Source organism: Arthrobacter sp. Hb9-2 (assembly GCF_059091165.1).
Map to the genome: position 1 here is coordinate 260,552 of NZ_JBNHGJ010000001.1, position 25,837 is coordinate 286,388.

The 25,837-nt window shown below is 63.0% G+C and carries 30 protein-coding genes and 2 pseudogenes; 18 read left to right on the top strand and 14 right to left on the bottom strand.

Annotated elements, in window-relative coordinates; translation table 11 throughout:
* Positions 1-42: 42 nt before the first annotated feature.
* A complete protein-coding gene (locus tag AC5RV1_RS01245) occupies positions 43-804 on the bottom strand; it encodes an SDR family oxidoreductase (protein WP_493993193.1) in 762 nt (253 codons plus the stop codon).
* 188 nt (positions 805-992) lie between these two features.
* On the opposite strand from AC5RV1_RS01245, the gene AC5RV1_RS01250 reads away from it, so the two are divergent.
* On the top strand, positions 993-1,373 hold the full coding sequence (locus tag AC5RV1_RS01250) for a DUF5655 domain-containing protein (RefSeq protein WP_493993194.1): 381 nt from the start codon (positions 993-995) through the stop codon (positions 1,371-1,373).
* A gap of 24 nt (positions 1,374-1,397) precedes the next feature.
* On the opposite strand, the gene AC5RV1_RS01255 is transcribed toward AC5RV1_RS01250, so the two are convergent.
* Positions 1,398-2,123 carry a beta-ketoacyl-ACP reductase gene (locus AC5RV1_RS01255; RefSeq protein WP_163163647.1) on the bottom strand — a complete coding sequence of 242 codons (726 nt, stop codon included), beginning with the start codon at positions 2,121-2,123 and terminating at the stop codon, positions 1,398-1,400.
* 151 nt (positions 2,124-2,274) lie between these two features.
* On the opposite strand from AC5RV1_RS01255, the gene AC5RV1_RS01260 reads away from it, so the two are divergent.
* The 4 genes from AC5RV1_RS01260 to AC5RV1_RS01275 are packed head-to-tail and all read left to right on the top strand — an operon-like array spanning position 2,275 to position 4,349.
* Positions 2,275-2,706 (top strand): DUF3099 domain-containing protein, encoded by a 432-nt coding sequence (locus AC5RV1_RS01260; protein WP_493993195.1) that lies wholly within the window; start codon positions 2,275-2,277, stop codon positions 2,704-2,706.
* On the top strand, positions 2,703-2,972 hold the full coding sequence (locus AC5RV1_RS01265; RefSeq protein WP_493993196.1) for a hypothetical protein: 270 nt from the start codon (positions 2,703-2,705) through the stop codon (positions 2,970-2,972). The genes AC5RV1_RS01260 and AC5RV1_RS01265 overlap by 4 nt, the downstream gene beginning before the upstream one ends.
* Positions 2,973-3,869, top strand: a complete 897-nt coding sequence (locus AC5RV1_RS01270) for an SURF1 family cytochrome oxidase biogenesis protein (RefSeq protein ID WP_493993197.1) — start codon at positions 2,973-2,975, stop codon at positions 3,867-3,869. It begins immediately after the preceding gene.
* Positions 3,870-3,872: 3 nt separating this feature from the next.
* Positions 3,873-4,349, top strand: a complete 477-nt coding sequence (locus tag AC5RV1_RS01275; RefSeq protein ID WP_493993198.1) for a YbaK/EbsC family protein — start codon at positions 3,873-3,875, stop codon at positions 4,347-4,349.
* Between the two features lie 132 nt (positions 4,350-4,481).
* On the opposite strand, the gene AC5RV1_RS01280 is transcribed toward AC5RV1_RS01275, so the two are convergent.
* Positions 4,482-6,080 (bottom strand): ABC-F family ATP-binding cassette domain-containing protein, encoded by a 1,599-nt coding sequence (locus AC5RV1_RS01280; protein WP_430226160.1) that lies wholly within the window; start codon positions 6,078-6,080, stop codon positions 4,482-4,484.
* A 258-nt stretch (positions 6,081-6,338) separates the two neighbouring features.
* On the opposite strand from AC5RV1_RS01280, the gene AC5RV1_RS01285 reads away from it, so the two are divergent.
* Complete coding sequence (locus AC5RV1_RS01285; protein WP_493993199.1) at positions 6,339-6,761, top strand: SRPBCC family protein; 423 nt, start codon at positions 6,339-6,341, stop codon at positions 6,759-6,761.
* A gap of 113 nt (positions 6,762-6,874) precedes the next feature.
* On the opposite strand, the gene AC5RV1_RS01290 is transcribed toward AC5RV1_RS01285, so the two are convergent.
* Both AC5RV1_RS01290 and AC5RV1_RS01295 read right to left on the bottom strand, forming a co-directional pair.
* Positions 6,875-7,177 (bottom strand): hypothetical protein, encoded by a 303-nt coding sequence (locus AC5RV1_RS01290; protein WP_493993200.1) that lies wholly within the window; start codon positions 7,175-7,177, stop codon positions 6,875-6,877.
* Positions 7,156-7,590 (bottom strand): serine hydrolase, encoded by a 435-nt coding sequence (locus AC5RV1_RS01295; protein ID WP_493993201.1) that lies wholly within the window; start codon positions 7,588-7,590, stop codon positions 7,156-7,158. The genes AC5RV1_RS01290 and AC5RV1_RS01295 overlap by 22 nt, the downstream gene beginning before the upstream one ends.
* A gap of 312 nt (positions 7,591-7,902) precedes the next feature.
* On the opposite strand from AC5RV1_RS01295, the gene AC5RV1_RS01300 reads away from it, so the two are divergent.
* The 5 genes from AC5RV1_RS01300 to AC5RV1_RS01320 all read left to right on the top strand — a co-directional run bounded on the left by AC5RV1_RS01300 (position 7,903) and on the right by AC5RV1_RS01320 (position 13,443).
* Positions 7,903-8,583, top strand: a complete 681-nt coding sequence (locus AC5RV1_RS01300; RefSeq protein ID WP_493948295.1) for a hypothetical protein — start codon at positions 7,903-7,905, stop codon at positions 8,581-8,583.
* Positions 8,580-10,922: a multicopper oxidase domain-containing protein gene (locus AC5RV1_RS01305; RefSeq protein WP_493993202.1), complete on the top strand. Its 2,343-nt coding sequence runs from the start codon at positions 8,580-8,582 to the stop codon at positions 10,920-10,922. Before AC5RV1_RS01300 ends, AC5RV1_RS01305 begins: the two co-directional genes overlap by 4 nt.
* 28 nt (positions 10,923-10,950) lie before the next feature.
* Complete coding sequence (gene arfB / locus AC5RV1_RS01310; RefSeq protein WP_493948293.1) at positions 10,951-11,373, top strand: alternative ribosome rescue aminoacyl-tRNA hydrolase ArfB; 423 nt, start codon at positions 10,951-10,953, stop codon at positions 11,371-11,373.
* A 135-nt stretch (positions 11,374-11,508) separates the two neighbouring features.
* Positions 11,509-12,573 carry a spore photoproduct lyase family protein gene (locus AC5RV1_RS01315; protein WP_493993203.1) on the top strand — a complete coding sequence of 355 codons (1,065 nt, stop codon included), beginning with the start codon at positions 11,509-11,511 and terminating at the stop codon, positions 12,571-12,573.
* Positions 12,574-12,627: 54 nt separating this feature from the next.
* Complete coding sequence (locus AC5RV1_RS01320; protein WP_493993204.1) at positions 12,628-13,443, top strand: hypothetical protein; 816 nt, start codon at positions 12,628-12,630, stop codon at positions 13,441-13,443.
* Here the strand turns inward: AC5RV1_RS01320 and AC5RV1_RS01325 are convergent, their stop codons facing one another.
* The gene (locus AC5RV1_RS01325) at positions 13,444-14,427 is read right to left on the bottom strand and encodes an alpha/beta fold hydrolase (RefSeq protein WP_493993205.1); all 984 of its coding nucleotides are present in this window, start codon (positions 14,425-14,427) and stop codon (positions 13,444-13,446) included.
* A 179-nt stretch (positions 14,428-14,606) separates the two neighbouring features.
* Between AC5RV1_RS01325 and AC5RV1_RS01330 the strand changes: the two genes are divergently transcribed.
* Together AC5RV1_RS01330 and AC5RV1_RS01335 are read left to right on the top strand one after the other, a co-directional pair.
* Entirely contained in the window at positions 14,607-14,834 is a 228-nt protein-coding gene (locus AC5RV1_RS01330) for a hypothetical protein (RefSeq protein ID WP_493993206.1), read from the top strand.
* Positions 14,835-15,267: 433 nt separating this feature from the next.
* Entirely contained in the window at positions 15,268-16,077 is an 810-nt protein-coding gene (locus tag AC5RV1_RS01335; protein ID WP_493993207.1) for a CPBP family intramembrane glutamic endopeptidase, read from the top strand.
* A 30-nt stretch (positions 16,078-16,107) separates the two neighbouring features.
* Here the strand turns inward: AC5RV1_RS01335 and AC5RV1_RS01340 are convergent, their stop codons facing one another.
* Entirely contained in the window at positions 16,108-17,133 is a 1,026-nt protein-coding gene (locus tag AC5RV1_RS01340) for a DUF808 domain-containing protein (RefSeq protein WP_493948288.1), read from the bottom strand.
* A 179-nt stretch (positions 17,134-17,312) separates the two neighbouring features.
* Between AC5RV1_RS01340 and AC5RV1_RS01345 the strand changes: the two genes are divergently transcribed.
* Positions 17,313-17,750, top strand: coding sequence for a VOC family protein (locus tag AC5RV1_RS01345; protein ID WP_493993208.1), 438 nt, complete (start codon positions 17,313-17,315; stop codon positions 17,748-17,750).
* Between the two features lie 145 nt (positions 17,751-17,895).
* Positions 17,896-18,306, top strand: coding sequence for a hypothetical protein (locus tag AC5RV1_RS01350; RefSeq protein ID WP_493993209.1), 411 nt, complete (start codon positions 17,896-17,898; stop codon positions 18,304-18,306).
* Between the two features lie 77 nt (positions 18,307-18,383).
* On the opposite strand, the gene AC5RV1_RS01355 is transcribed toward AC5RV1_RS01350, so the two are convergent.
* The 7 genes and pseudogenes from AC5RV1_RS01355 to AC5RV1_RS01385 form a co-directional block, all read right to left on the bottom strand.
* On the bottom strand, positions 18,384-19,007 hold the full coding sequence (locus tag AC5RV1_RS01355; RefSeq protein WP_493993210.1) for a suppressor of fused domain protein: 624 nt from the start codon (positions 19,005-19,007) through the stop codon (positions 18,384-18,386).
* Positions 19,004-19,531: a DUF2199 domain-containing protein gene (locus tag AC5RV1_RS01360; protein ID WP_493993211.1), complete on the bottom strand. Its 528-nt coding sequence runs from the start codon at positions 19,529-19,531 to the stop codon at positions 19,004-19,006. The genes AC5RV1_RS01355 and AC5RV1_RS01360 overlap by 4 nt, the downstream gene beginning before the upstream one ends.
* Positions 19,532-19,787: 256 nt before the next feature.
* Positions 19,788-19,997 carry a hypothetical protein gene (locus AC5RV1_RS01365; protein ID WP_493993212.1) on the bottom strand — a complete coding sequence of 70 codons (210 nt, stop codon included), beginning with the start codon at positions 19,995-19,997 and terminating at the stop codon, positions 19,788-19,790.
* A gap of 1,404 nt (positions 19,998-21,401) precedes the next feature.
* A complete protein-coding gene (locus AC5RV1_RS01370; RefSeq protein ID WP_493993213.1) occupies positions 21,402-21,857 on the bottom strand; it encodes a hypothetical protein in 456 nt (151 codons plus the stop codon).
* A 760-nt stretch (positions 21,858-22,617) separates the two neighbouring features.
* Positions 22,618-22,959 carry a hypothetical protein gene (locus tag AC5RV1_RS01375; RefSeq protein ID WP_493993214.1) on the bottom strand — a complete coding sequence of 114 codons (342 nt, stop codon included), beginning with the start codon at positions 22,957-22,959 and terminating at the stop codon, positions 22,618-22,620.
* Positions 22,960-23,070: 111 nt separating this feature from the next.
* Positions 23,071-23,244, bottom strand: a complete 174-nt coding sequence (locus AC5RV1_RS01380) for an SOS response-associated peptidase family protein (protein WP_493993215.1) — start codon at positions 23,242-23,244, stop codon at positions 23,071-23,073.
* A 43-nt stretch (positions 23,245-23,287) separates the two neighbouring features.
* Positions 23,288-23,380, bottom strand: a pseudogene (locus AC5RV1_RS01385) (SOS response-associated peptidase); the annotation flags it as partial.
* Positions 23,381-23,700: 320 nt separating this feature from the next.
* On the opposite strand from AC5RV1_RS01385, the gene AC5RV1_RS01390 reads away from it, so the two are divergent.
* The 3 genes and pseudogenes from AC5RV1_RS01390 to AC5RV1_RS01400 all read left to right on the top strand — a co-directional run bounded on the left by AC5RV1_RS01390 (position 23,701) and on the right by AC5RV1_RS01400 (position 25,832).
* Positions 23,701-24,525 (top strand): alpha/beta hydrolase, encoded by an 825-nt coding sequence (locus AC5RV1_RS01390; RefSeq protein WP_493993216.1) that lies wholly within the window; start codon positions 23,701-23,703, stop codon positions 24,523-24,525.
* 80 nt (positions 24,526-24,605) lie between these two features.
* Positions 24,606-24,973, top strand: a pseudogene (locus tag AC5RV1_RS01395) (recombinase family protein); the annotation flags it as partial.
* A 214-nt stretch (positions 24,974-25,187) separates the two neighbouring features.
* A complete protein-coding gene (locus AC5RV1_RS01400) occupies positions 25,188-25,832 on the top strand; it encodes a biotin transporter BioY (RefSeq protein WP_493993217.1) in 645 nt (214 codons plus the stop codon).
* Positions 25,833-25,837 lie beyond the last annotated feature (5 nt).

The window sequence follows — 25,837 nt, forward strand, 5'->3', positions numbered from 1 at the left end:
CAGGATTCCCTGACGGTGTGGGCCTAACCGGCGTTCCGGGGCCTAGCTGGGCTGGCCGGCACCCTTGCCGAAGTAGTCGGCGCCGCCCGCGTATTCGGTGTGGCCGGACTCGACGTCGGCGGTAGCCATGCCGGCCACCACCTCCGCGAACTCTTCCACGGAGTACAGCTTTCCGGCTTCAGCCCGGCGCGCTTCGATGGCACCGGGGGTGGAGCGATCGAGCAGCGTTGCCGTGACGGTGCCCTCGATCATGTCGCCGGACACAACCACCAGGCTGATGCCCTTTTCGGCGAGGCTGGGGATGAGTTCGCGCAGTGCGTCTTCCCCGGCACGCTTGCTGCGGGCCACGGGCTCGTAGGCCTCCATGGTGGGCACGGTGTTGATGAAGTGGGCCTGGTGGCTGGTAACGAACACCACGCGGGAGCCTTCCTTCATCAGGGGCACGGCTGCGTTGAGCATGTTGACCTGGGCGTCGCGGTTCAGTTTGAGCGCGTAGTCCTCGCCCATGCCGGTTTCCATGCCACCGGAGGCGTTGAGCACCAGGATGTCCAGCGTCCCGAAGTTTTCCATGGCAGCCGAGGCCAGGGCCTGGACGCCTTCCTGGGTGGTGAGGTCCGCGCCCACGGCCACGGCACGCCCACCGGCGGCTTCGATTCCCTGCACTACCTTGTTGGCGCGCGGCGCCTTCTGGCGGTAATTTACCACGACGGCGGCACCCTGGCCGGCGAGGATCTTGGCTACGTCGGCCCCAATGCCGCGCGATGATCCGGTGACGATGGCGGTCTTGTTGTCCAGCAGTCCCATACGAGCTCCCTTTGTTCGAAACGTCTAAATCGCTGAAGGTCTGCAGTCCATCATGCCAGCGGCCGCCGCCGATCCGCTTGTGCGACCCCCACAAAGAAGGTGGCGACGGCTAGTTGGGCGGAACGCGCCCAGGCGCCAGGACCGGCCAACGCGCCGCCCCACAAAGTGACCCGGCGTAGGCTCGCCGTATGGAAAAGCAGGCGGGCGCGTCCGGTGCCGAGTCCACTCCGGAGCAGGTGTTCAGCGGTTCTCCGGAAGGGCTGCTGATCTGCGCGGCCGTGCAGCACGTCATACCTCATCACGCCACGGTGCGGACCACCACCAGCCAAGTGGCTTTTCGGAACCGGCGCGGGTTCGCCTATGTCTGGAACCCGCGCCGATACCTAAAGACCAACGTTCCGGCGGTGCTGTCCATCGCCCTGCCACGGCGCCTGGAATCCGGCCGGTTCAAGGAGATCATCCATCCGTCCCCTGGTGTCTGGATGCACCACCTGGAACTAAACGGCGTGGACGAGGTTGACGGCGAGGTGGCAGATTGGCTGGCGGAGGCGTTCGCGGCCGCCTCATGATGGTGCTGCTGTCCCGCTCCCGGGTCAGTGGCCCATGCCCAGGCCGCCGTCCACGGGAATGACAGCACCCGAGATGTAGGCGGCTTCCTCGCTGGAGATCCAGCGGACCACGTTGGCAACCTCCGTGGCCTCGGCAAATCGTCCTGCCGGGATGCTGGACAGGTAGTCCTTCTGGGTTGCTTCAGGAAGTTCAGCGGTCATGTCCGTGTTGATGAAGCCGGGGGCCACCACATTCGCCGTGATGCCGCGAGAACCCAGTTCGCGGGTCAGCGAACGCGCAATGCCCACCAGGCCCGCCTTTGAAGCGGAGTAGTTGATCTGGCCGGGGGCGCCATACAGGCCGGACACCGAAGAGATCAGGACCACGCGGCCCTTGCGCAGGCGGATCATGCCCTTGGAAGCGCGCTTGATGACCCGGAACGCACCAGTCAGGTTGGTGTCAATGACGGAGGTGAAGTCGTCTTCGCTCATGCGCAGCAGCAGGGTGTCCTTGGTGATGCCGGCGTTCGCCACCAGGACTTCCACCGGCCCGTGGGCCGCTTCCACTTCCTTGAAGGCGGCATCCACGGATGCCTCATCGGTGACGTCAGCCTTCACACCCAGGATTCCCTCCGGCAGCTTGGACTCGCTGCGGTAGGTCACGGCCACCTTGTCCCCATTGGCCAGGAACGCTTCGGCGATGGCCAGGCCGATGCCGCGGTTGCCGCCCGTGATGAGGACGCTGCGGGGGGCGGTGGCTGCTTCAGTCATGAAAAGGGCTCCGGATTTCTGCGGCAGTGGGCCGCGTAGAAGAGGGGTGATTTGGCTGACTTCGATCTTAGCGTCAGCCCCGGGCTTGGTTTGGGCACCACTGCCGTTGGTGAGAGAATTGACGTAAGCCTTTGGAGCGTGATCAATCACCGTGACCCTTGAAAACCACGCGGGACAATCCGCGCCTGGAGAACCCGGGCGGTTCTCCAGCGATTCGGAAGTCCACAGCATCACGGATGCCGCGGGAGCCCATTCCGAGGACATGCACCAGCGCATGGTCAAATACGCGCTGGCCATGGGAATCCGCTTGGTGTGCCTGATCCTGATCTTCGTGGTGGACGGCTGGCTTAAGCTGGTTATGGTCGCCGGAGCAGTGTTCCTGCCCTGGATTGCGGTTGTCATAGCCAATGGCAACGACAAGGCCGAGGGCCACAGCGACCTGCTGCTGGATTCTGCCCCGCTGGCCGAGATTGAGAGCCCGCCCGCTCCCACCCCGGATGACGAGCACGGCAGCGAGGTCCTGCAGGGCGAGTTGATTGACGACGACGAAACACCATCCGGGCAGGAGCGAAGGGCATCATGAGTATTTTTGACTTCGCAGCGGGAACCGATCCCACGGTGGCGGAAGCCGCTGCCATCTGCTCGCGGAAGGCGTGCCGAGCCCAGGCAACCTGGCAGCTCCAGTGGAACAACCCGAAGATCCACTCCCCCGAACGCCGCAAGACCTGGCTGGCCTGCGCAGACCACCGGGACTGGCTGGAGGATTACCTCCAGACCCGCGGGCTTTGGAAGGAAACTTTGCCGCTTGCGGGCCAGGGCGTGTCCGGTGCATTGGAGCAGGACAGCTGAATGTACCGTTTCCTCTTCTCCAGCAAGTGGCTGGGCTACCTCCTGCTGGCTGCCATCTTTGCGTCCGCCTGCGTTTTCCTGGGCCGCTGGCAAATGGACCGGCGCGCGGAGACCCTGGCGGAGATCAACCGTGTGGTGACAAACTACTCGGCCACGCCCATCCCCTTCTCTGAGGCCAAGGAACAGTTCAGCAACCGGTTGGACCCTGCCATGGAGTGGACGCAGGTGGAGCTGAAGGGCTCGTACCTCGCCGATGAGCAGCGCGTCGTCCGGAACCGGCCGCTGAACGGCCAGCCTGGCTATGAAGTGGTTGTCCCGTTCCGCCTCACCACCGGCGAAACCGTAGTGGTTGACCGCGGATGGCTGCCCATCGGTAACAAGAACCCAGGCAGCCCTGATTCGGTGCCCGAACCTCCTGCCGGTGAGGTGACCGCCGTCGTGCGTTTGAAGCATCCCGAGCCCGAACTGCAGCGTGGTGCGCCGGAAGGCCAGCTGGCTTCGATCGACCTCGCCGCCTATGCGGCCCAGCTCGGGCAGCCCCTGCTCACCGGTGCGTACGGCCAGCTCGCCTCCGAGACTCCGCCGGCGCTGGAGATGCCGCTGCCGTTCCCGAAGCCGTCCATCGAGGAGGGCACGCACCTGTCCTACTCGCTGCAGTGGTTCGCGTTCGGCGTGCTGATGTTTGTGGGCTTCGGCTACGCGGCCCGCCAGCAGGCCCGTAACGCAGCGATCGACGCCGAGGACGAGGCCGCAAGCACGGACGTATCGCTCGACTCGGGCAGCCCCATCCACTCGGCTGCCGCGGCAGCCCGCCGTCGTCCTTCCGCACCGCGCAAACGCAAGCACGCGACCTCGGAGGAAGAGGAAGACGCCCTCCTGGACGCCCAGGGATACTGACGCATGACGGAGTACGACGGCGGCCCGGTCGGCCGGGTGAGGTTGGCGTTGGTACGCTCCGGCGTGGGCGACACTGTGCGGACCTTTCCGGCCGGCGTCCCGACAGCAGCCGCGGCGGCGGAGGCTTTGGAATGCGACCTCGCGGCAATCACCAACAGCCTGATCTTCGACCTCAACGGAGAGCCCTTGCTGATCCTTGCCAGCGGCGCAGCCCGCGTGGACACAAAGCTGGTGGCTGAGCAATTGGGTGAAGGCCGAATCCGCCGCGCCTCCCCGGAGTTCGTCCTGAAGCACACCGGTCAGCATGTAGGCGGAGTAGCCCCAGTTGGCCACCCCGAAAAGATAAGGACCCTCCTGGACGAGTCGCTCCAGAAGCACGAGCTCCTTTGGGCAGGCGCAGGCGACCACAACTCAATGTTCAGCATCACCTACCGGCAGCTTCAAGAAGTAACCGAAGCGATCGAACTGAAGGTGCGTTGAAGCGTAAGGCTCCAGAGGCACGAGCGAAGCGGCGTAGGTGATTTATGTAGCGTGCGTCAGAGGCGACGAAGGAGCCAGCACGCGGGAATCACCTACGCCGCGAAGCGGACGTAAGGCAGGCAGCGGGAAGGCTTACGCCAGGGTTATCAGGTCCAGGTAATCTTCGTTCCAGTGGTCCTCGACGCCGTCGGGCAGCAGGACGACACGCTCGGGGTTAAGGGCTTCGACCGCCCCTTCGTCGTGGCTTACCAGGACGACGGCGCCGCTGTAGTTCTTGAGGGCGCCCAGGATCTCGGCGCGGCTGGCGGGGTCGAGGTTGTTGGTGGGCTCGTCCAGGAGCAGGACGTTGGCGCTGGAGGCCACGATGGTGGCCAGGGCCAGGCGGGTCTTCTCACCGCCGGAAAGCACGCCGGCGGGCTTGTCGACGTCGTCCCCGGAGAACAGGAAGGAGCCCAGGATGCCGCGCACCTCTGCGTCCTTCATGTCGGGAGCAGCGGACCGCATGTTTTCCAGGACGGTGCGCTCGACGTCGAGAGTCTCATGTTCCTGGGCGTAGTAGCCCACCTTGAGGCCGTGCCCGGCGATCACGTCACCGGTGTCGGGCTTGTCCACGCCGGCCAACATGCGCAGGAGAGTGGTCTTGCCCGCGCCGTTGAGGCCGAGGATAACAACCTTGGAGCCGCGGTCGATGGCAAGGTCCACGTCGGTAAAGATCTCCAGTGAACCGTACGACTTGCTGAGGCCTTCGGCTGTCAGCGGAGTCCTGCCGCAGGGCGACGGGTCCGGGAAGCGCAAGGCTGCCACGCGGTCCTGCTCGCGGACGGCCTCCAGCCCGCTCAGCAGGCGCTCGGCGCGCTTGGCCATGTTCTGCGCTGCAACGGCCTTGGTGGCCTTGGCCCGCATCTTGTTGGCCTGGTCGAAGAGGACCTGGGCCTTCTTCTCGGCGTTGGCACGTTCCCGCTTCCGGGCACGCTCGTCGGTTTCGCGCTGGGTGAGGTAGCGCTTCCAGTCCATGTTGTAGAAGTCGATCTGGGCGCGGTTGGCATCCAGCAGGAAAACCTTGTTGACGGTGGCTTCGAGCAGTTCGGTGTCGTGGCTGATCACGATCAGTCCGCCCTGGTGGTTTTTCAGGAAGTCGCGAAGCCAGGCGATGGAATCGGCGTCAAGGTGGTTGGTGGGCTCATCGAGGAGCATGGTCTCGGCATCCGAGTAAAGAATCCGGGCCAACTCCACGCGGCGCCGCTGGCCACCGGAGAGCGTCTTGAGCGGCTGGTTCAGGAGACGATCCGGCAGCGCGAGGTTGGAGCAGATAGCGGCCGCCTCGGCCTCGGCCGCATAGCCGCCGGCCGCCAGGAACTCGGACTCGAGCCGGTCATAACGGTTCATCGCCTTGCGCTGGACAGCGGCGTCCTCGCTGGCCATCTCTTCATGGGCCAGGCGGAGCTTGCCGACGGCGATGTCCAGGCCGCGGACGGACAGGATCCGGTCCCGCGCGAGCTGCTCCATGTCCGGGGTGCGGGGATCCTGGGGCAGGTAGCCGATCTCGCCGGTGCGGGTGACCTTGCCGGCAGCAGGGAGCCCCTCCCCTGCGAGAACCCGGGTCAGCGTGGTCTTCCCGGCGCCGTTGCGGCCCACCAGGCCGATCTTGTCTCCCTTGTCGATGCGGAAGCTCACCTGGTCCATCAGGAGCCGGGCGCCGGCGCGCAGTTCAAGATCCTGGACAGTAATCACAGCAGGTAAAGCCTTTCACAGAGGGATAAGCCGCGGCCCAGAGCGTCTGTGGTGGGCGTGGGCGGCAATGGCCGGAGAACGGCCCATCCAAGTCTACCGTCCGCGCCTGCGCTGTAGAACCGCAGGACGGGTGGGGTTGTACGGTTCCAGCTCCCGGGCGGCGATCGCGTTTCCGCCTGCACCATGTCGGGCAGGGAAACGAAGAACTGCCATACTCTGACAATGGCCGTCTACTTTGAGTGCACAACGCATACAAGCATGCCCAGGCCGGAGCTGTTTGACCTGGCCCGGAGCGTCGACGCCCATAAGGAATCGATGGCTGCGTCCCGTGAGGAAGCCATTGCCGGTGTGACCTCGGGCCTCATCTCGCTGGGCAACGAAGTGACCTGGCGGGCCTGGCATTTCGGCCTGCCGCTGAGGATGACAAGCCGGATCACCGAGCTGCAGGCACCCGAATATTTTGTGGATGAGCAGGTTCGGGGACCGTTTCGGCGGTTCCGGCACGTGCATGAATTCAGGGAGGATCCTGCCGGGACCACAATGGTGGACCGGATCGAGTTCGAGGCTCCTTTCGGACTCCTAGGTCGCCTAATCGAAAGACTGGTCCTGGCCCGCTACCTCCAGAAGCTCATCGAGGCAAGGAACCGTCACCTGGCCGCTGCGCCCACTCGCAGGCTTTAGCTGCGCGAAGTGAAACTGATCATGCCCAGGGCAGGCTCTTGAGCCGGGTAAAGAGGCGGTCGACGTCCCAGGCGGCAGTTGTGTTGGCCATGGCAACCAGGGCCAGCCGGTCCTCAGGGTAAATGCGCATGGCGTTCCAGAAAGCCGCCACCGGTCCCATAGTGTTCGACGAATCCAGGGCTGCGCGTGGCATCCGCCGGTTTGCGGAACCAGCCGATGCCATGGTCGAAAGGCTTGCCGGAGGCGTGGATAGTCCGCATCTCCTCGATGTCGTCCTGTCTCAGAACCGGATGCGGGTCCGTAGCCGCGGCAGCATGCGCCGCGGCTAGCCGGGAGGCGTCGGCAGCAGTGCCGACGAGGCCACCGTACGCGGCGCCGTTCACCAGGAGCGGGTTCAGGCTCGTGTAGCGTCCCACCTGCGGTCCACCACCCCTTTCGGCAGAATCCGGACCAGCACCGGCCGAAGGAGAGGTGCCGTGCGCATATATCCCACCGCACGGGGAGCCGCGCTGTTATAGCCGTATCCTGTCGCGGTCATGCCCAACGGGTTGAGCACCAGGTCCTGGACGCATAACTCCACGGGGCGTCCAGCGGCGGCCTCCATGACTTCGCCCGCCAGCAGGTAACCGATGTTGGGGTAGGCTGCCCGGCTACCAACCGATGTGTGTGGTGTCCCGTGGTTGCGGACGATGCGGGCCAGCCGGTTTGGGACTGCCGCGTGATGCTCGGGGCGATCCACCGCACCGGCAGGGGGTTGCCCAGTCCCGCAGTGTGGGTGAGGAGCTGCCTCGTGGTGGGTGACCGTGCCGCGGGTGTGGGCGGTAGCCACGGAGATAGGTGCCAATCGGGGCGTCGAGGTCGAGGAGTCCGTCGGCGTGCAGCCTCATTGCGGCTGTGGCGGTGGCGATTTTTTGGGGGGCTGCCCGCCCGGCTCCGGAAACGGCTGGTCAGCAGTATTCATGACTCAGAGTGGCAGCCAGGGCACCGGTTGCACCAGTGGTTTTGGACCAAACCGGTGAACTGAACGGCATTACGGCAATACCCTGCTGAACCACATCGAGACACCCTCCTAGCTGCCCCCAAGGTTTCCGCAGGTGGTTGCCAGCAGGATGATCCCAATCCGCGAATACAGGGAGACGACATGAATTCTCAATCAAGCCATTTCACTAGTCGAAGCCTCAGTCGCCGCCAGTTCGGATTGGTGCTGAGTGGTGGCGCTTTCCTGCTGCTGGCCGGCGGTACCTATGGCATTGCCGGGCGGAGTCGGGAGAACACAACCACGAGCGTGGCCACGGGATTTGGGTCCCTGGCAATTGTTCGGGCCGGACGCCTCGCGCGGCTCGATGCCCAGGGACAACCGGCCTTCAAGACCTTGGCGGCCGCTGCTTCGCACATGAAGGCCGGCGGCGCCGGAGGCGGTATGCGGATTCGGCGTGTCAGTACCACAACGCAGCCCAGCCCCGACGTTCACGGCCACGACGACGGGACGTTGAGAGACGCGGCGGGGCCGGAACCGCTGAACCTCACCTGGGCCGACGTCGTACTGCTCGAGGTGCAACTTCAGAATGCCGGGGCGGTGCCGGTGCTTTTCAGTCCGGGCCAGCTCCGGCTAAAGCTGGGTTCATCGGCGGTAACAGTCACGCCGCGTGATTCCGACCGCGACCCCGGCCCGATAGCACCACACAGCTCGGAGCACCTACTGATCAGCTACCTGGCGCCGCGTGATTCCCCGGAGCTGGCGCTGGACTACTCCGACGAGCAGCAGGACCGGACCTACCGGCTGGCGCTCCCGTCCCTTACTACGAACGAGGTCCGGTCATGAGCATACTGGACTTCCATATCAACGAGGGGTATGTGGCGATGGTGGACGGTTCCCTGGTCTACCACCGGGGCTTCGGCGAGCGCCGCACCATCGTGTCGGACATCAGTCCGTCCTTGTCCATGGGCCCGCGGGTCTTCACGGCTGCCGGAGACGTCGTGGCAAGCCGGACTTATCCGCTCACCGCTCCGCCGCCTCCGCACGGCAGGCCAGCCCCGCTGCAGCCTGACCCGGCAAATCCCGGACAGTACCTGGTGAGGAAGGAATACTGGGCCAGCTACTTTCCGGACCGGACCCTCATCGCCGAAACAGGCAGCACCATCCGGATTTTGGTGCACAACCATCTTTCGCAGGAACACGAACTCCGGTTCCATATCGCCCCTGCGGGCGGGGATAAGGGCACGGGCGCCATAGCTCCCGGAGCATCAACTCTCCTTGAGTTCGAAGCTCCCCCGCCGGGAACTTATCTGTTCTCGGACCCGGGCAATGAACCGGTGGAACGGACCCTTGGCCTCTACGGCGCGCTGGTGGTCATAGACCCGGCCAACGCCTGGCGGCTCGTCCCCGGCGGGAGCGAGTTCGAACGCCAGTGGCTGTGGTTGTGCCATGACGTGGATCCTCAGTGGGCCCGCATCGCGTCCCGGGGTCAAACGGTCAATCCCGCCTCAACGCCGGCCGCGCCCCGGTACTTCACCCTTAACGGGTACTCCGGCTTCCAGTCGCTGGCCGTTACCACCAATGAGGAATTCAACGAACTCCGGGAGCAGGACACGCTGCCCTCAGGCCACCCGCGCGAAACCGATGTGCGCAACTTCAGCGCCTCGCCGGCCCAGGGCGCCGTCCGCACCGGCCAGCTGATGAGGATGGTCAACGCCGGCATCGTGGACCACCAACTGCACTACCACGGTAACCACGTCTGGACAGTCCGTGCCAACGGCCGTGATTTCCCCCGCGAAGGTGGATCGGTCAGCCCGGAGGGTGACGTCATCCTGCAGCACTGGGAGGACACCATTCAGCTGGAGCCGTTGGACCGCAAGGAGTCAATGCTCCCCGTCCGGCGCCCACCCGAGGTGGTGGATCCGGTGTGGGACGCCCGAACCGAAGACTGGAAGTATCCGATGCACTGCCACGCGGAGCCCTCGCAGACCGCGGCCGGCGGACTTTACCCCGGCGGCCTCGTCGCTGATTGGGTACTGGCCGCGGGCACCAACCCAGAATCAGGCCTTCCGAGCACCACCGACGACGCCCATCACAAATACCGGAGCCAGGTGGAGTTTGCTTCGGACCAGCCTCACGAGGGAAGCCCGGAAACCAAGTTCCGCCAGCGCCCCGACGTCAGAATGGAGTTCGACTTCTTCAACAAGAAACTGAAACTCCCTAACGGCCCCGAACTTGAATTTTGGAGTTTCGAGCACGGCAAGTCAGGGCGGGGGCTCCCCGGACCGTTGTTGCGGCTGACGGAGGGACAACTGTTTCACGGAACCATCAAACCCAGTAAGAGGGTCCACACCATCCACTGGCATGGCATCGAACCTGATCCCCGGAATGACGGCGTAGGCCACACCTCCTTCGAAGTTACCGGCCACTACACCTATCAGTGGAGGCCAGACGTCGGCGAGGCCGGGAACCCCAACCGCGGCTCGGCGGGAACGTACTTCTATCACTGCCACGTCAACACACCCCTGCACGTACAGATGGGCATGTTCGGGCCCATCATCGTGGATCCGCCGGTCAACTCGACCACCCCGGCGCCGAAAGGAACCCGCCGCCACTCGACGGACGGCCCGCTGTACGACATCGCCACCGAGACGTTGATTGCCCCCTATTCGATCGACCCGCGTTGGCACGAACTGAACCATGCAGCCGGGTTGTCCGGGGACGACGCAGGCCTTAACCGCTTCGACCCCAAACACTTCGTTCTCCTGGGCGGCACCATTCCCACCAGACCCAAAGGGGACAGGGTATGGAGCATCAGCGCGATGCGCGCGAACGTTCCCCGGCCCGGCTACGCGCCCACCCTCGTCCGCATGGTGAATGTGGACTACTTCCCCACCCTTACGCGGTTTCTCGATGCGGCCGGCAAACCGGCTGAGATTGCCGAACTAATCGCCCACGATGGCCGCCCCTTCTGGAACACCCCCAACCCGGACGGTCCGGCGGTTCAGCCCGCGGTGGCTGGCCAGTCGCTGGTAACCAGCGTCCTTAAGTCGGGTGCTGCCGAGAAGTTTGACTTCCTGCTCCGCCCGCCGGCGGCAGGACGGTACACCATCGCGGTCGACTTCCTGCACTGGATTACAGGCCAGGTCCTGGCGACCCGGACCGTGACCGTTAACGCTTCTTGAAGGTCCCACACCATGTCACGCTGGTTGCATGGAACTGGAAGTGCTGCCCGGGCTGACGATCCCAGCGTCCGAACTCGACTGGCGGTTTTCGCGGTCGTCCGGCCCAGGCGGTCAGCACGTCAACACCTCGGACAGCCGGGTCGAACTCTCGTGGAACGTCAGGGAATCATTGGCGCTTTCAGACAGCCAACGGCTGATCCTGCTGACGCGTCTCGGACCACGCCTCATCGGCGGGGTAGTAACGGTGGCCGCTTCCGAGCGGCGCTCGCAGCTGCGCAACCGCGAGATCGCACTGGCCAAGCTCGCCGACCTTGTGGCAGGGGGCCTTGCTCCTGCTGCACCCGGCCGCCGGGCAACCAAACCTACCCGCGGTTCCAACCGCCGCCGCCTCGTCGCCAAGAAACTGCGGTCAACAACCAAACAGCAACGCAGGCGGCCGTCGGCCGAGTAGCGGACGGCGAGCGCTGAAGAGTTTGCGGAGCTGAAGGCGCAGGCGGGACTCAGGGAGGTAGCGGTTCGCCGCCAGCACAAGATGCCTTGGGCTTAATCGGCCGCGGCATGTTTGGCAGCTTGGGAGAATGAAGGCATGGAATTCAACCGGCTGCTGCAGATCCGGCGCATCTATGCGCAGCCTGCTGCCCTGGAGCTGCCCCGGGGCAAGGAGATCGTCGAACGCTGGCCGGACGCCGACGTCGTACTGGTGGAAAACCACTGGAATATCCCGGAGGTGCACGGCGATGAAACGAACGTGCCGCGCTGGTCCCGGATCAAGACGGAGGCCCTGGTCCTCGGCGTCAAGAAGGCACTAACCGTCAAGCCGAACGGCCGGTCAGCGGATTTCATTGCCCCCTCCACCGCGAACGGCTGCGCCATGGCATGCGCCTACTGCTACGTACCCCGGCACAAGGGGTACAGCAACCCGGTGACCGTGTTTGCGAACATCGACCAGATTGCCGGAGTGCTTGAGCGGCACGCCACCCGCCAGGGCATGAAGCTGGAGCCCAACCAGTGCGACCCGGACCTGTGGGTCTACGACATCGGTGAAAACAGCGACTGCTCCGTCGACGCGCTGATCAGCGACAACGTGGAGGATCTGGTCACCCTTTTCCGCGATCTGCCCACAGCCAAGCTGTCTTTTGCCACCAAGTACGTGAACCCGGCCATGCTCGGCTGGGACCACGGCGGCCGCACCAGGATTCGCTTCTCACTTATGCCCGCTGATCTGGCGAAGTCGGTGGACGTCCGGACCTCACCGGTGGGTGAACGCATAGCTGCAATCAACGACTTCGTTGATGCCGGGTACGAGGTGCACGTCAACTTTTCCCCCGTCATCATCACTGACACCTGGCTCAGCGATTGGGAGGACCTGCTGCGCCAGCTCGATGCCACCCTCACGGATGCCGCAAAAGCCCAGCTCGCGGCGGAAGTCATCTTCCTGACCCACAACGAGCGGCTCCACGAGGTCAACCTGGGATGGCACCCGCAGGCCGAAAAGGTGCTGTGGCGTCCGGACCTGCAGGAAGCGAAGGTCTCCTCCAACGGTTTCACCAACGTTCGCTACCGTTCAGGAACCAAAGGACGCTACGTGCGGCAACTTACGGCGCTCATTGAGCAGATCGCGCCGTACTGCCGGATCCGCTACGCGTTCTGAGGACGATCGCCTCCCCTGCCGGCGCCTGACATGCAGCGCTAAACTGGACCAATCATGATTGGTGCCCGTACCCGTCTTCTCGCCTGGCTCGTCGCCTTGGCGGCCTTCCTCGCGGGTTGTGTGCCCGCGATCGGCCTCGATGACGCCGATACCGGCCGCCCGATCCCGCCGTCCTCGGCACCTTCAGCCTCCGTCGACGTCGCCCTCCCGCCTCAAGGGACCCCCACCCCCACTCCGACGGCGGTTCCCGCGCCACCGCCTGTGCCCCAGCCGTTCGCGCTCAACCTCTATCAGGAGGGGGACTTCGTGCCGCAGTACACCTTCGACTGGTGTGTTGCAGCGAGCATCCAGATAGCGCACAACCTGATAGACGACACCGGCGGCGGCACGTGGGGCGACCGCGCCCACCAGGGCGAACTCTGGGACATGGCCCGGGCCCGGTCGTCCAACTCGTTCAACGGCGCCAACCCTTTGGGCTGGGCGCAGGTCCTGACCGAAGTTGGGATGGGGCCGTACTCCGTTGTCAGCGTCGGCAACTATGAGGACGCGCTGCAGACGGCGGCCCGCGCCATCGCTGACACCGGCAGGCCGGTGGGGCTGGTTATGTGGAGCGGTCGCCACGCGTGGGTGATGAGTGGCTTCGAGTCACTCGGCGATCCAAAGCAGTTCCCGGAGTTTTCGGTCACCGGCATCCGCGTCCTGGATCCGCTCTACCCGCACGGCAGCGGGCAGTGGGGTCCGTCGCCCGAGCCGAACAGCCTGCTCACCCCCGAGCAACTGGCTGCGCAATTCGTTATCCGCGAGCCGCGGCGCTGGAGCACCGACATGCCAGCCGGCTACCTGCTGGTGCTGCCGCGGGCCCAGGCCTGATCACGGCTTCGCTCCCCCGAGTTCTGCGCCCCGTTTGGCCGCGATATCTTCCACTGCCCGCGTCAGTGCCGCCATGGATGAAGGGCCGCCATGCCCTTCATCCTCAATGACGACAAGGCAGCTTGATTCCCAAAGCCGGTGCAGCTGCCAGGCAGTGACGACGGGGCCGCTGACGTCCCGCCGGCCATGAATCAGGTAACCGGCGATGCCATTGAGCTCGTGAATCCGCGGGAGAATTTCCCGTCCGGCGACGAGAAACCCGTCCCTGGCCCAGTAATGCGTCACCAGAAGAGCGAACGTCATACGCTCCCGCTCGTCTTCAAACAGGAGGCCAGGAAGCCAGCTGGGGTCCAAGGATATGTGCGTAGACTCCCAACGGTCCCAGGCCAGGGCGGCCAGTCGGGCGTCTTCGCGATCCTGGCCAGCCAGCCGGCGGGCGTAAGCCTCAACCAGTCGTTCACCCGGGGCTGCCTTGGCCGCATGCGCGAACTCAGCCCAAGCTTCAGGAAAGATGCGCCCGACATCCTCTGTGATCCATTGGATCTCTTCCCGGCTGCTTGTTGTCACCGCCACCAAAGCGATACCCAACACCCGCCGGGGATGTTCCAAGGCATAGGCGAGGGCAAGCGTGCTGCCCCAGGAAACTCCGGTGACGATCCACTTTTCTACGCCCAGGTGCTCCCTGACGGCCTCAATGTCTTCGATCAAAGTTTGGGTCGTGTTCTCCGACAGGTGGTCCAGGTCGTCCTGGGCAGCAGGTGTGCTCTTGCCACAACCGCGCTGGTCCAATCCGATGATGCGGAATCGGCTGTGGTCATGGCGTTGACGGTAACCGCCTCGACCAAGGGAACCACCCGGGCCGCCGTGAAGGTAAAGGACTGGAATGCCAGCAGGTTCGCCCGTTGCCTCCCAATAAATTCTGGCATGGGGCACGTTCACCCAGCCGGATTCTGTCGTTGTTTGTCCGCCCGTCACCTGCCCCACAGTATTCGACCTTGGACCGTACTGGACGTTAGCGCCTCCCGTACAGGAGTCTCCCTTGACAGGGCTGAAGCCCGGGGACTCTTATCGAGTACAAATGTGAAAAGAGAGGGGGTGGCGGCTAGCCCGCCATTCAAACTATCCCGGGAAATGAATCCCGCCTGCGGACGGGAGCCGCTCTCATGACGCTTGCCGGGCTGGCTTTCGTGGAGTACGCCGTCGTCTTCCTGGCATCCAACTTCACGGGCGCTTTCCTTGAGCTGGGCATTGGCCCCGACCAAGTGGACAAGGGGAAAGCTGAGGTCGAGGCCTTCAGCCCGGAGCTGTACCACTACATCAGCCATCTGCACATTGCGCTCAGCGGCTTCATCGCTGCAATAGGCCTGGCTATCACAGCCTTGTCCTGGTAGGGGGTGCGGAGAGGAGTGCGGTGGGCTTTCGCCTCAGCGGTAATCGTCCCACCGTCGGACTCGCAGTTGCCCTCCCCGCACATTACCCGTGGGGCCTGGCCACGCTGGGACTTCTCGGCCCGGTCTACCTCGCTATGCTCATTTTCCTCGCAGGTGTCGCGGCAGCCTACGGCGGAATGCGAGACCCTGCGATGAAACATCACTGACACACTTGCGGGTGCAACTGCAGTGGACGCTCATCCTTTTTGCTTGATCACAGTCCTCAGAGGGCAGAGAATGGTCCTGATTCCCACGTCAGCGGCTCAGCGCTCCTTCGGCACGTGGCGGCATGCGCTGCGGTGCCCTCCCTAACCGGAAAATCTAGGAAGCGGTACTGCTGATGAGCTCGCCTGGTTCTCGTAACGCTCCTCTGTCCCTCATCAAACATCATCCGGTGGCAGCGTTCCTGCTCATCGTCCTCCTATTGTCCTGGACTGGCCAGATCCTGTCCCTCTTGCTGCTGGGGGACATCCTGCCGGGAATCCTCGCCGAGCTGGTGATACTGCTGGGCACGGCCATCCTGGTCACGGGAGTCGCCGACGGCCGGCCCGCGGTCCGCGAGCTGTTCCGCCGGACGTTCCGGTGGAGGGTAGCTCCGGCGTGGTACGCGGCAGCACTGCTGGGCCTTCCCGCGCTAACGGCGCTCATTGCTGCAGCCACCGGAACGTTCCATCCGCCCGCCGCGGGCTGGGGGCTGTTGTTGGGCAACTATCTGCTGAACACCCTGATCATCGGCGCCCTCTTGGGCAACATCTGGGAGGAGCTCGCCTGGACCGGCGTGGTGCAGCACCGAATCATGGACCGGCGCGGACCTGTCATTGCCGCCCTGCTGACCGCCATCCCGTTCGCACTCATCCATTTACCGTTCGCCTTTGCCGAGAGGGGCTTCTCCGGCACGCCCTGGAGCGACGTTGCAATCTCCTGGCTGGTCCTGTTCCTTTTTGCCCCGTTCTTCCGCTTACTCATGGGGATCGCCTACCTGGGAACGGGGTACAGTCTGTTCATCGTGGGGCTGCTGCACGCGTCCTTCAATGCCTCAATGTCAACCAAGCTGGACGTATTCGACGGCGAGTGGCAGCAGATCGCCGCCTTGATCCTCCTGTTGGGAGTCATTGCCGCAGGCAACGCTTTCCGCACCTCCCGCTCAAAGCGGGCACCTGTCGGTGGGGGCCCCGACATTCGCACAGCACAGGATCCCGCCTAGTGCCCTTTGTCTTCCCCCGTTGCCTGTGAGCTAGGAGGAGGGATCGGTGTTGCGTTTCGTCGGCCGGTAACCGGCGAGTTCGGCGCGGACGTCGCCCTCCTCGTGGCTGCCCTTCTTTTTTCCGAATGGCAGCGCTTTGAGCAGCGGATGCACGATTGCCATGACGACGATGCCCCAAGTGAGCCCGATGACGGCTGAGCACAAGGTGTTCACGAGCCAGGCCAGGAAGCTGCCAACCACTGCGATCCCGGCGAAGGGGTGCTCGAGGACATGGACTATGTCATACGGACCGTGCCAGCCGAGGTCGTAGGCACCCTGCAGCATGATGTGGCCGCCGACCCACAGCATGGCAATGGTCCCGATGAAGGTTATCGCGGCCAGCACGGCGGGCATCCCCTTGACCAGCAGCTCGCCGAAGCGCTTGGCGCCCGCTGAATCTTTTGCGGCCAGGTGCAGGCCGATGTCGTCCATCTTGACGATCAGTCCGACCGCACCGTACACGAGTACCGTGATCACCAGGGCCACGACCACCAGGATAATCGCCCGGGACAACAAGGAATCTGCGGCCACCTCGTTCATCGAGATAACCATGATCTCGCAGGACAGGATGAAGTCGGTGGTGATGGCGCCCTTGATGACCTTGGCCTCGGCCTCGGGGCCGCGTTCAACCGCCGGGGCATCTTCCTCCGCGGTGTGGTGGCCGCGGAGCTTGTGCCAGACCTTTTCGGCGCCCTCGTAGCAAAGGTAGGTGCCGCCCAGCATGAGGATGAACGGGATGGCCCAGGGGACGAAGGCGCTGACCAGCAGCAGTGCCGGCAAGATGATCAACAGCTTGTTCCGGAGCGATCCCCAGAAGATCTTCTTGATCATCGGCAATTCGCGGGACGGGTCCGCCCCGGACACGTACTGCGGGGTGACGGCTGCGTCGTCGATCACCACGCCGGCGGCCTTGGCCCCCGCCTTGGCGGCCCCGGCGGCCACGTCATCCACTGAGGCGGCGGCTATGCGGGCCAGGGCTGCGACGTCGTCCAGCAGGGCGACGAGACCGCCGCTCACAAACCGCTCCCGCACTGCTCGAGGATGGACAGCTGGGCGTGGAAGCCTCGGTTTAGGCGCGTGATCGGCATGCTCAGATTATACGGTGGCGGGCAGCCCGCCGACGGGCAGTGGCGATAGCAAGCCCCGGCCGCGCCCGCCTCTGGAGGTATTTGATCCGCCTTGGTAGGTTTCGACGCATGGCCATCAAACTTGAGAATGTCGGTATCGCCGTTCGCGACCTCGAAGCCGCAATCGCTTTTTTCACCGACCTCGGGCTTACGGTCTTGGGCCGTGACACGGTCAGCGGGGAGTGGACTGACACTGCGGTCGGACTCGATGGCAACCATGCCAACATTGCGATGCTCCAGACCCCGGACGGCTACGGTCGACTTGAGCTTTTCGAATACATCCACCCCAAAGCTATCGAGTCGAAGCCAACCCGTCCCAATGACATCGGCATGCACCGTGTGGCCTTCTCGGTCGACGACATCGACAAGGCGCTTGAGATAGCGGCAAAGCACGGATGTCACCCGCTACGTGGCGTGGCAACCTACGGCGATGTCTACAAACTCACATATCTCCGCGGTCCCAGCGGGATCCTCGTGATGCTCGCAGAAAAACTGAAAACAGACTGATCCGGGTCCATTGGGAACCCTGGACAGGCGTCAGGGTCGCGGTGGCCGAAGTCTCCTCTGGAAGGTCCCATTAGGGAATTCAGGCCATGAAAGCCCCCAGAAAATGGGATGTTCAATGGATAGGTGCGGGTCTATTCTTCAACACATGAACGAACACACGGTTCCAAGCGAGGCCGGCGGGTATCTGTTTGAGTTCAAAGGGAAGCACCCCGTCGGTGAGACAGCACGTTGGGTAACCGGTGTCGGATTAGCTGGTGTCGGAGTAGCAATCGCGGTCATAGGAACCGCTTCAAATTCCTATTTGTCCACGCCCTTGGGAACCGCGATAGCAGTTCTCGGCGCCATCGTGCTCGTTATGTACGCCGCGGCGAAGAACAAGGCGAAGCCTCGGTCCGCGCCTGCCGGGATAGGAAAGCATCACATCAGTAGCGCAAGTAAGGTAACGGCGAAGGAATCCGTAGCAGCTGATCTTGTCCTCATAGCAAACCTTTATTCCCAGGGTGCTCTCACCGCAGAAGAATTTGTGGTGGCCAAACGTCGAATACTCGATACTTGACGCTTAGCCTCCGGCAGCGGGACTCAACTTGCAGAGGATCGGGTGGGAGGGGCGGCCAATGGCGGCCAGTTCCCCTGTCATCGACCTCCCATCTTTAGGGCTGACCGCAGCCAAGAGGTCTTTCTCGGTTTCTTGAGGCTTGGATGCAACTCCCGGTCCAGATCCGCGGACTTCACTTCCCATTCCTCCCACATTCCGAGCAGATCATCTGCGCGGTTACCGTGCCGGAACTCGGCCTCTTCAGCGAAGACTGGCAGCGCGTCAAGGAAGGTGATGTGCCGTCCGTCCTTCAGCTGGAGGTCCGGAATGAGTTCGTCCGGTCGTTCGGTAAGGACCCAGCCTGTGAACTTCCGTCCTTCGATGACCCCCCAATCCCCGGCGACGAAGACGCCGTGAGAGGCTGGGTGCGGCGTGGTGCTGCAAACCAGGCTCGTGATGAGATTGGCGAACGCTTCCCGCACCTGGGCGGAATCCTGCTTAATGCCCGTGAAGACTTCCACGGTGTGTGAATGGCCGCGGCCGCCGGGACCGGGAACGCTGATCCCGGCGGAGGCGTACAAGCTGACTCCCATCCTTGATGATGCCTTGGGCCAGTGAAAGATGCCCACCGTGTTGCCCTCCAACGAGGTCATCGTGCCGAACTCGGGTTCTGCACCGACAACGGACCTATAGTGCGCTTCCAGCTCGTCCAGATGTCTCACGGGGCCTCCACCCCAGCCAGACGATTAATCTCCGCTAACCGATGCAGCGTTATGCCCATCCCCTGCTCCCTGACTATTGGATGGTCCACCGACGGGTCGAGCTGGATGAACGGGACAACTCCCGGGTCCCTGCTATGCATAAGGCTTGGAATGGAGACGGTTGACTGCTCGTACGGAAGTTCGTTGCACACCCATCCGAACACTGGGGGCAGGGACGCCCGTGCCGGGTCTTCCCAGTGTTCTGCAATCTGTTGGATGCTTTCCTCACTGACTGAGGCCCATACAGACCAGCTAAAAACTTCACCAGGTGCATCGAGGATGGGGATTTCGATATGTCCTCTGAGGAAGTAATACCACTTCCCTTCTATTTCCAGGACGCACATGTCAGCGTTCAGTTCGCCTGCGTCACGTTCCGCCTGTGTTGCGTGCATCCAAGGATCTGGCCCCATGGGCCCGAAAACCGTTGCGAGTCCCTCATGTGGCTGTCCGCAGGTTCCGCATTCCCACTTGGCTTGACCGTCCACTAGCTCCCCCTAAAGTCTTGTGGCTCTCAACTGGTAGAGCCTACCCTCACACAACTTTCCCGCTTCATGGCATAACTCTCCTGCAACAACGCCGTAGTCAGCTGGACCCAGTGCCTGCACGACAACAATCGACGGCTATGCGAGCGTCACGAGGGAGCGCACTCCTACCTACCTCCGGGCCTAAAATCTGCTGTGCAGGCGACGACATCATTCGGCCGCCCGAGGCACACCTAGGAGCAGGGCGCATTCTTAGCCGTCATCTTGATGCAGCATTACGCGGGGGTTTAAGCTTCTGAGCTTCCAGCGGCGGTGGAAGCACCACAATGAGTAGCGTTGCGAATGGCCCGAAGAACATCGAGATGAAAAACCATGCAAGCCGGCTCCGCTTCTTCTGTTCGGCCAATCCGGCGTTGATCAGCGCGATCGCGAACCACATGCCGCCCCCATTGACATAGTTGCTATCCATGGGCCTACTCAACCAGCTTTTGCTCAAGTAGGTTCCGCGAGGTCCTCTTCACGCCGCAATATAGGTCGAATTAGTGGCGAAGGTCGCGTCCGCTGTCCTGATTATTATTCTCGAATCCATTCGTCGCGGTTCGAGTCTCGCTGCCATAGCTGCCGGGATCCAATCAATTCACGCGCTACATCCTGCAGCCAGTCCTTGCGCGCCCGTTGTGTCAGCGTCTGCCCTGGGTTTTTCGGTAGGGGGGGCGGGATCGTCGGCATGACGCCAGTCGATCGCCCACTGCTTACTTGGCGGGGTTGCAAGCACCATTGCATCCGGGGGGAGGCTATGAACTGTTCGGCGACCGGGGACAATGCCTCAGGGATCACCGGAAGTCCGGCCAGGACGTCCTCGCCGTCGGGCGGTTGCCAGTACCTTGCACTGTCAACGGACCGCTCAAGGGCCCCCCGCAACTGACTTTCCTTGAGGTCTGTGAAGTCCAAAGATCTTAGCCTCGACGTCAGCCACTCCAGGGATGGAGTAGGGTGCTTGGCCTGCACGCTATCGGAAGAAACAGCGGACAGCAGAACCCTCGATGTACCCCTGCCATTGTCAGTTCATAGCTCACCAGAAGACCGCGGTTCGAATCTCCCGATAAAGCTCCATAACCAAGTCAAGGCACAGGCGGCGGCCTCGAGGACCTTGCAAAAGCAGATCGTACTTGGCGTCACCAGATCATCCCCGCACCAGCACACAACCGATACCCGGTGAGTGGACCGTCACCGGCACGGTGGTGAGCGTCGGCCAACAAACACAGCAACGCGCAGCGATTTCGGGACGAATTTAGGCGTTACGAGCCTGGTGGTGCAGGTAGGCAAACAATAGGTACATGGAGGTTCTTGGAAGGCTTTCCGCCGGTCGGCGGTGACCAGCCGCCTTGCTTCCCGCCTTCTTATTCGGTCAGTCCAACATTCGCCAAACCAGGAGAGATGGTGACAGTCGCAGCCCCTGCAGCCGACTGCAACCTCGATATGGGGCCACTGCCCGGATTCACGTGAGTGTTACCGATGCAAGCGGTACGGAAGTTGTCCGCGCAACGGCCCCAATGACCGATGCCGGCGAATTACGTATACCTTCGCCGTCCCTGCAGCGATAGCAGCTGGCGAGGCGACCGTCACCGCAATGCCGCACGATATTGACTGGTGCGACGACACCGGCAAGAACGATCGAGCAGAAGGAACTGGGATCCTTGAGCCTGCCTCTTGCGCGACGCCGGTGAAGGCACTAACAATCACGCGTTAGCTAATCCAGCTCCGCGCGAAGAGGAACCCTGCACGGACACAATGAAGCTGAACCTGGACAAAGCGAATATTCTCATCAGGCGATGGCCACGTGCCTTCGGAGAACGTCTGGGATTTGTTCCAGCTATGCGCCGACGATGGCGTATTCGCCGTTCAGTTCCTTCGCCAGGCGTTCGATGTTCCGCGTCGGCGGTTGGCTCGTTGACATTTGGCTGAAGTCCACAACCATCCAATTCTTCCCGTAGACGAGGTGGACTTTGCCCTGATTCGTATCAGACAAGATCTGGTAGCTCTCCTGAAAAGCCTTCTGATCCCTGTAAAGGTCTATCTGCACATTTTCAAAGCACAGCTTCTGCGCTGACGTCAGCCGGACGCCATCGCCCATAGGAACAATCGGCTCACCAACAGGATCAGGCTCGCAGCCAAGAATGTTATCGACAGCGGCGTAAGCCTCATGCATGGAACCGAACCGAGGTAAATTTTCACCTCTAGGTTGGTCTTGGGCCCCACATCCTGTCAGCGGGACTGCTGCAAGAAAAGTAGCTACAGCGAAAACTGGAAAACGTTCGCGTTTTGTCACTTCTAAACCCCCAATTCTTAATGGCACTATTCCACAAGCGCGCAAACAGGTGAACCTAAACTTCACTAGTGCCTAATGCTCTCCCGCAAGGGCCTAATCTCGGACCTGGCCGGTGGCGGTCCAGCCGGGGACCCCTAAAGCGACGAAATACGGAACTGTGCCGAATAGCCACGCAGTCACACCTTCTCCTCTGATCTACAACTTCGGGGCTAATTGCCTTGTGCTGAGTGGCTAGGGATCCGCATGGGTCGCAAAGTTCCGGTGTCCCGGAACCCGGCACGGGAACCTTTACCGCGACATAGGCGGTCCAGCTACAGCGGCCTCTTCTAGTCCAGGACCCTAAGTGAGCGGAGCCTGAGTCCCGTTGCCTGGTGCTGATCCGTGAAAGCCCGAGCAACTAGTCGCGCAGATGCTCTCGACCCCTGCTCGCGATCACTCGGAGGCACAACATTTGGCTCCTCCGCAGTCCCCTTTTCCCATTGCTCGTTATAGCGCTGAATCGCCTCCAGATCGTCAAGCTCTACTTCCAGCGAGAACGTGAAGACTTCTTTGGGTGCCATACCCGCCATTCTGCATGAAAGCGAGGCCCAAGTGCCCGGGTTTGGAGGATGCGTTGGAGGAACATTGACCGGGACGCTCATGGACTTTAAGAGGTGCGTCGGATACGCCCAAAGAGTGTCCAACGCACTGGTCCTGCTGGCCGGCGACCACCCAAGGAGTGGTCGGCCGCCTCCGCTTTTTCCCGCAGTTGATTTGCCGGTTATGGGGCCGAACTGACCACTGAGGTCTGGACTGAGGTCCACGCGGTGGCTGTTCCAGCCGGAAAAGTCTCGCCGGCCGTCAGGGTGACCACCCGTTCTCCGATCAGCAGCCCGGTGGCTGAATCAATGATGATGTCCGTCCGTGTTCCTCTGTTCGGGTGCTCGATCACGATGGCGGTGCCTACCTTGCCGTCAAGGTTCGCTTCCCTGTCTACGACTATGACTCCGGAAATGAGCGCGGCCGCCTTATACAGTGCGGCGCGCAGGTCGGCCGGAACGACTCCGGTTCGCTGCCGAATTGCGTCCAGGAGCGCTTGGGGGTCGCGGGGCAGATTCTTCACGCCTTCCTCCAGGGACAGGCCGGCGAACAGCAGCCGCGGTTCTCCGTAGAAGTTCCCCCCGGTGCCCGCAGCAGTTCTCCCCTCCTGCTTGGTTCGCCGGCGTGGGACTGTTTACAGGCCGGCGAAGCCCAGCAACGGCTCTTTCTCCGAGTACAGATAATTGGGGATCTTCTTCCCGTCCTCAGTCTTCTGCCACTCGTAATAACCTTCGGCCGGGACGACGGCCCTGCGCTTCGCAGCGGCCTTCCGGAGGACGGCTTCTCCAAGATGACTCGCTCCGGGCATTTATCCGCTTGGCGCCGATCTTGATGTCCTTCGCCCAGGACGGGACCAGCCTCCACCGGGCAATGAGCAGATGCCGGTCAATGGTGCCCTCATCAAAACGTTCTGCAACGATCGGCACACTCTGGGTCGGTGCCACGTTCCAGCTCGGCGGCGGCGGACTCCCCTCGACCTCCTTCGCCTCAAGTGGCTCAGAAGGTCACCCGTGGCTTTGGACATCACAGATTCTTCTGGGATCAGCACCGCGACACGCCCAAGTCACTGTGGGCGGCCACGGTGGCGCTACACCCCTATGCGCGCCGGCTTTCCACGGCGGGCGGGTATGGAAAAACTGACGGACGTGTCCGGCAGTTTCGGTATCTTATCTATGGATCGGTGATCAGGTTGTGGGGTGCCGTGTGCGGCGAGAACCGCTCTGCGATCATAAGAGGGGTGAGAAAGTTGACGGTGCGATGGATCATGCCGCTCGCGACCGTGTTCGTCGTCGTCGGGCTCCTGATTGGCATGGCGTGGTTCTTCCAACGCTCGCTCATTTATTTTCCCGACCGCGGTCAGCCACGCCCAGCCGCCGAGCTGTTGCCCGGAGCCCAGGAAGTCACGCTCACGACGAGTGACGGCCTCGAGCTCGGTGCCTGGTACGTGCCAGCGGCAGTCGGCTGCCGCGCGAACGTGCTCGTCGCACCGGGGAACGGCGGCAACCGGGCTTATCGGGCAGGGCTGGGACGAGCGATCAGCGAGCTCGGGTTCGGCGTGCTGCTCTTCGACTATCGCGGTTACGCGGCGAATCCCGGATACCCGTCCGAGGACGGTCTCGCGCGCGATGTCCGCGCCGCTCGCGAGTTCCTGACAGGTGAGGCAGGTGTACCGGCGGGCTCGCTCGTCTATTTCGGGGAGAGCATCGGCGCAGGGGTGGTTACGGAGCTCACCACCGAGCACCCTCCAGCCGCGATGCTGCTGCGCTCACCTTTTACCTCGCTCGCCGACGTCGGCCGGGCAGCCTACGGCGTGCCGGTGGGCTGGATGCTTCGCGATCGCTACCCGGTACGCGAGAACGTGGTGCGAGCGGACATCCCGATTGCCGTGGTCTACGGGAGCGCAGACACCATCGTGCCCGCACAGCAGAGCCGGGATGTGGCCCAGGCGGCCCGGAATGCTGGAAACTACGTCATCGAGGTGGAGGTAGCGGCGGCGAACCACAACGATGCAGCACTGATCCTGGGTCCAGAACTCGTCGGAGCCCTCGTCGACGTGGCTGGCCGCGGCGGGGCGACCGGGTGCCCGTGACTGCTCAGGACGCCGAGTACACGCGCGTTTCACCGGTGCTGTCCTGATCACACCCCAGGGCTGTGAATCACAGCGATAGTGGCGGCATTTTCATCGTCACCAAACTAGATCGCCTCGCCCGCTCGGTGCGGGACGTTTACCAAATTGCTGACGATTTAGCCGCACGGGAAGTCAAGCTCAGTATCGGCGGCTCCGTTTACGATCCCGCCGACCCCATGGGCAAGCTCCTGTTCAATGTCCTCGCCATGGTTGCCGAATTCGAAGGTGACCTCATCAGGCTTCAAACAAGGGAAGAGATGAAAATTGCCAAGGCGAAAGGTCGGCTAGGGGGAAAAAGCTCAAGCTTTCCACCAACCAGGAAGCACTCCTGGTCCAATTGCAGGGCAACGGCGAACACACCATGTCCGAGCTGGCGGAGCTGTTTTCGGTGGGACGCTCCACTGTTTAGCGCGCACTCGACCGTGCCCGTATTAAGGAAGCAGCCGCAGAGGCCACGAGACCCAAGCCCGACCTATAGTGCAGCGCAAATCAAAGCACGATTGTGCCCAGCAATCAGCGCTGGGTGCCGGGCTTAGTAGACCCCCTACAAAATAGGGGCCGTCGCACCGCAGTAACGTCGGCAGTACATTAGATTCCGCTTGTACAACCCCGACAGGACCGCCATGAGCAACACTGACACTGCCGTCAAAACCACCTTGAACACCGGGCGCCGCCGCTGGAACGCCACCGACCTTGGGCTGATCGCCGTCTTCGCCGCCCTTGTCGCCGGCGCAGCATTGGTGCCCGGCCTGGCCGTCAACGGCTTCGGCGTGCCCATCACCTTCCAGACCCTTGCCGTGATGCTCACCGGTCTGGTGCTGGGCCCCGGAAGGGGCTTCGCCGCCGTCGGACTCTACGTCCTGCTGGGCCTCGCAGGCCTGCCCATCTTCAGCCAGGGCCGCAGCGGCCTGGGCATCCTTGCCGGCCCTTCCGCCGGCTACATCCTCGCCTTCCCCATCGCCGCGGGCGTCGTGGGCTGGCTGGCCACGGTGGTAATCCGCCGGACCACCAAAGCCCGGGCCTTGTGGCTGTTCCTGTCCGCCACTTTCACCAGTGTTGTGTTTGTGCACTCACTGGGCGTCGCGGGCATCGTCCTGAACACGAAGGCCACCCTCGAACAGGCCTTCCTGAGCGACGTCGTCTTCTATCCGGGAGACATCATCAAGAACATCCTGGCAGCAGTCATCGCCGTCGCACTCCACCGCGCCTTCCCGGACATCCTGGTGCGCCGCGTCCGGCGGAGCATCACCCAGCCTGCGAAGGCCTGAGGACC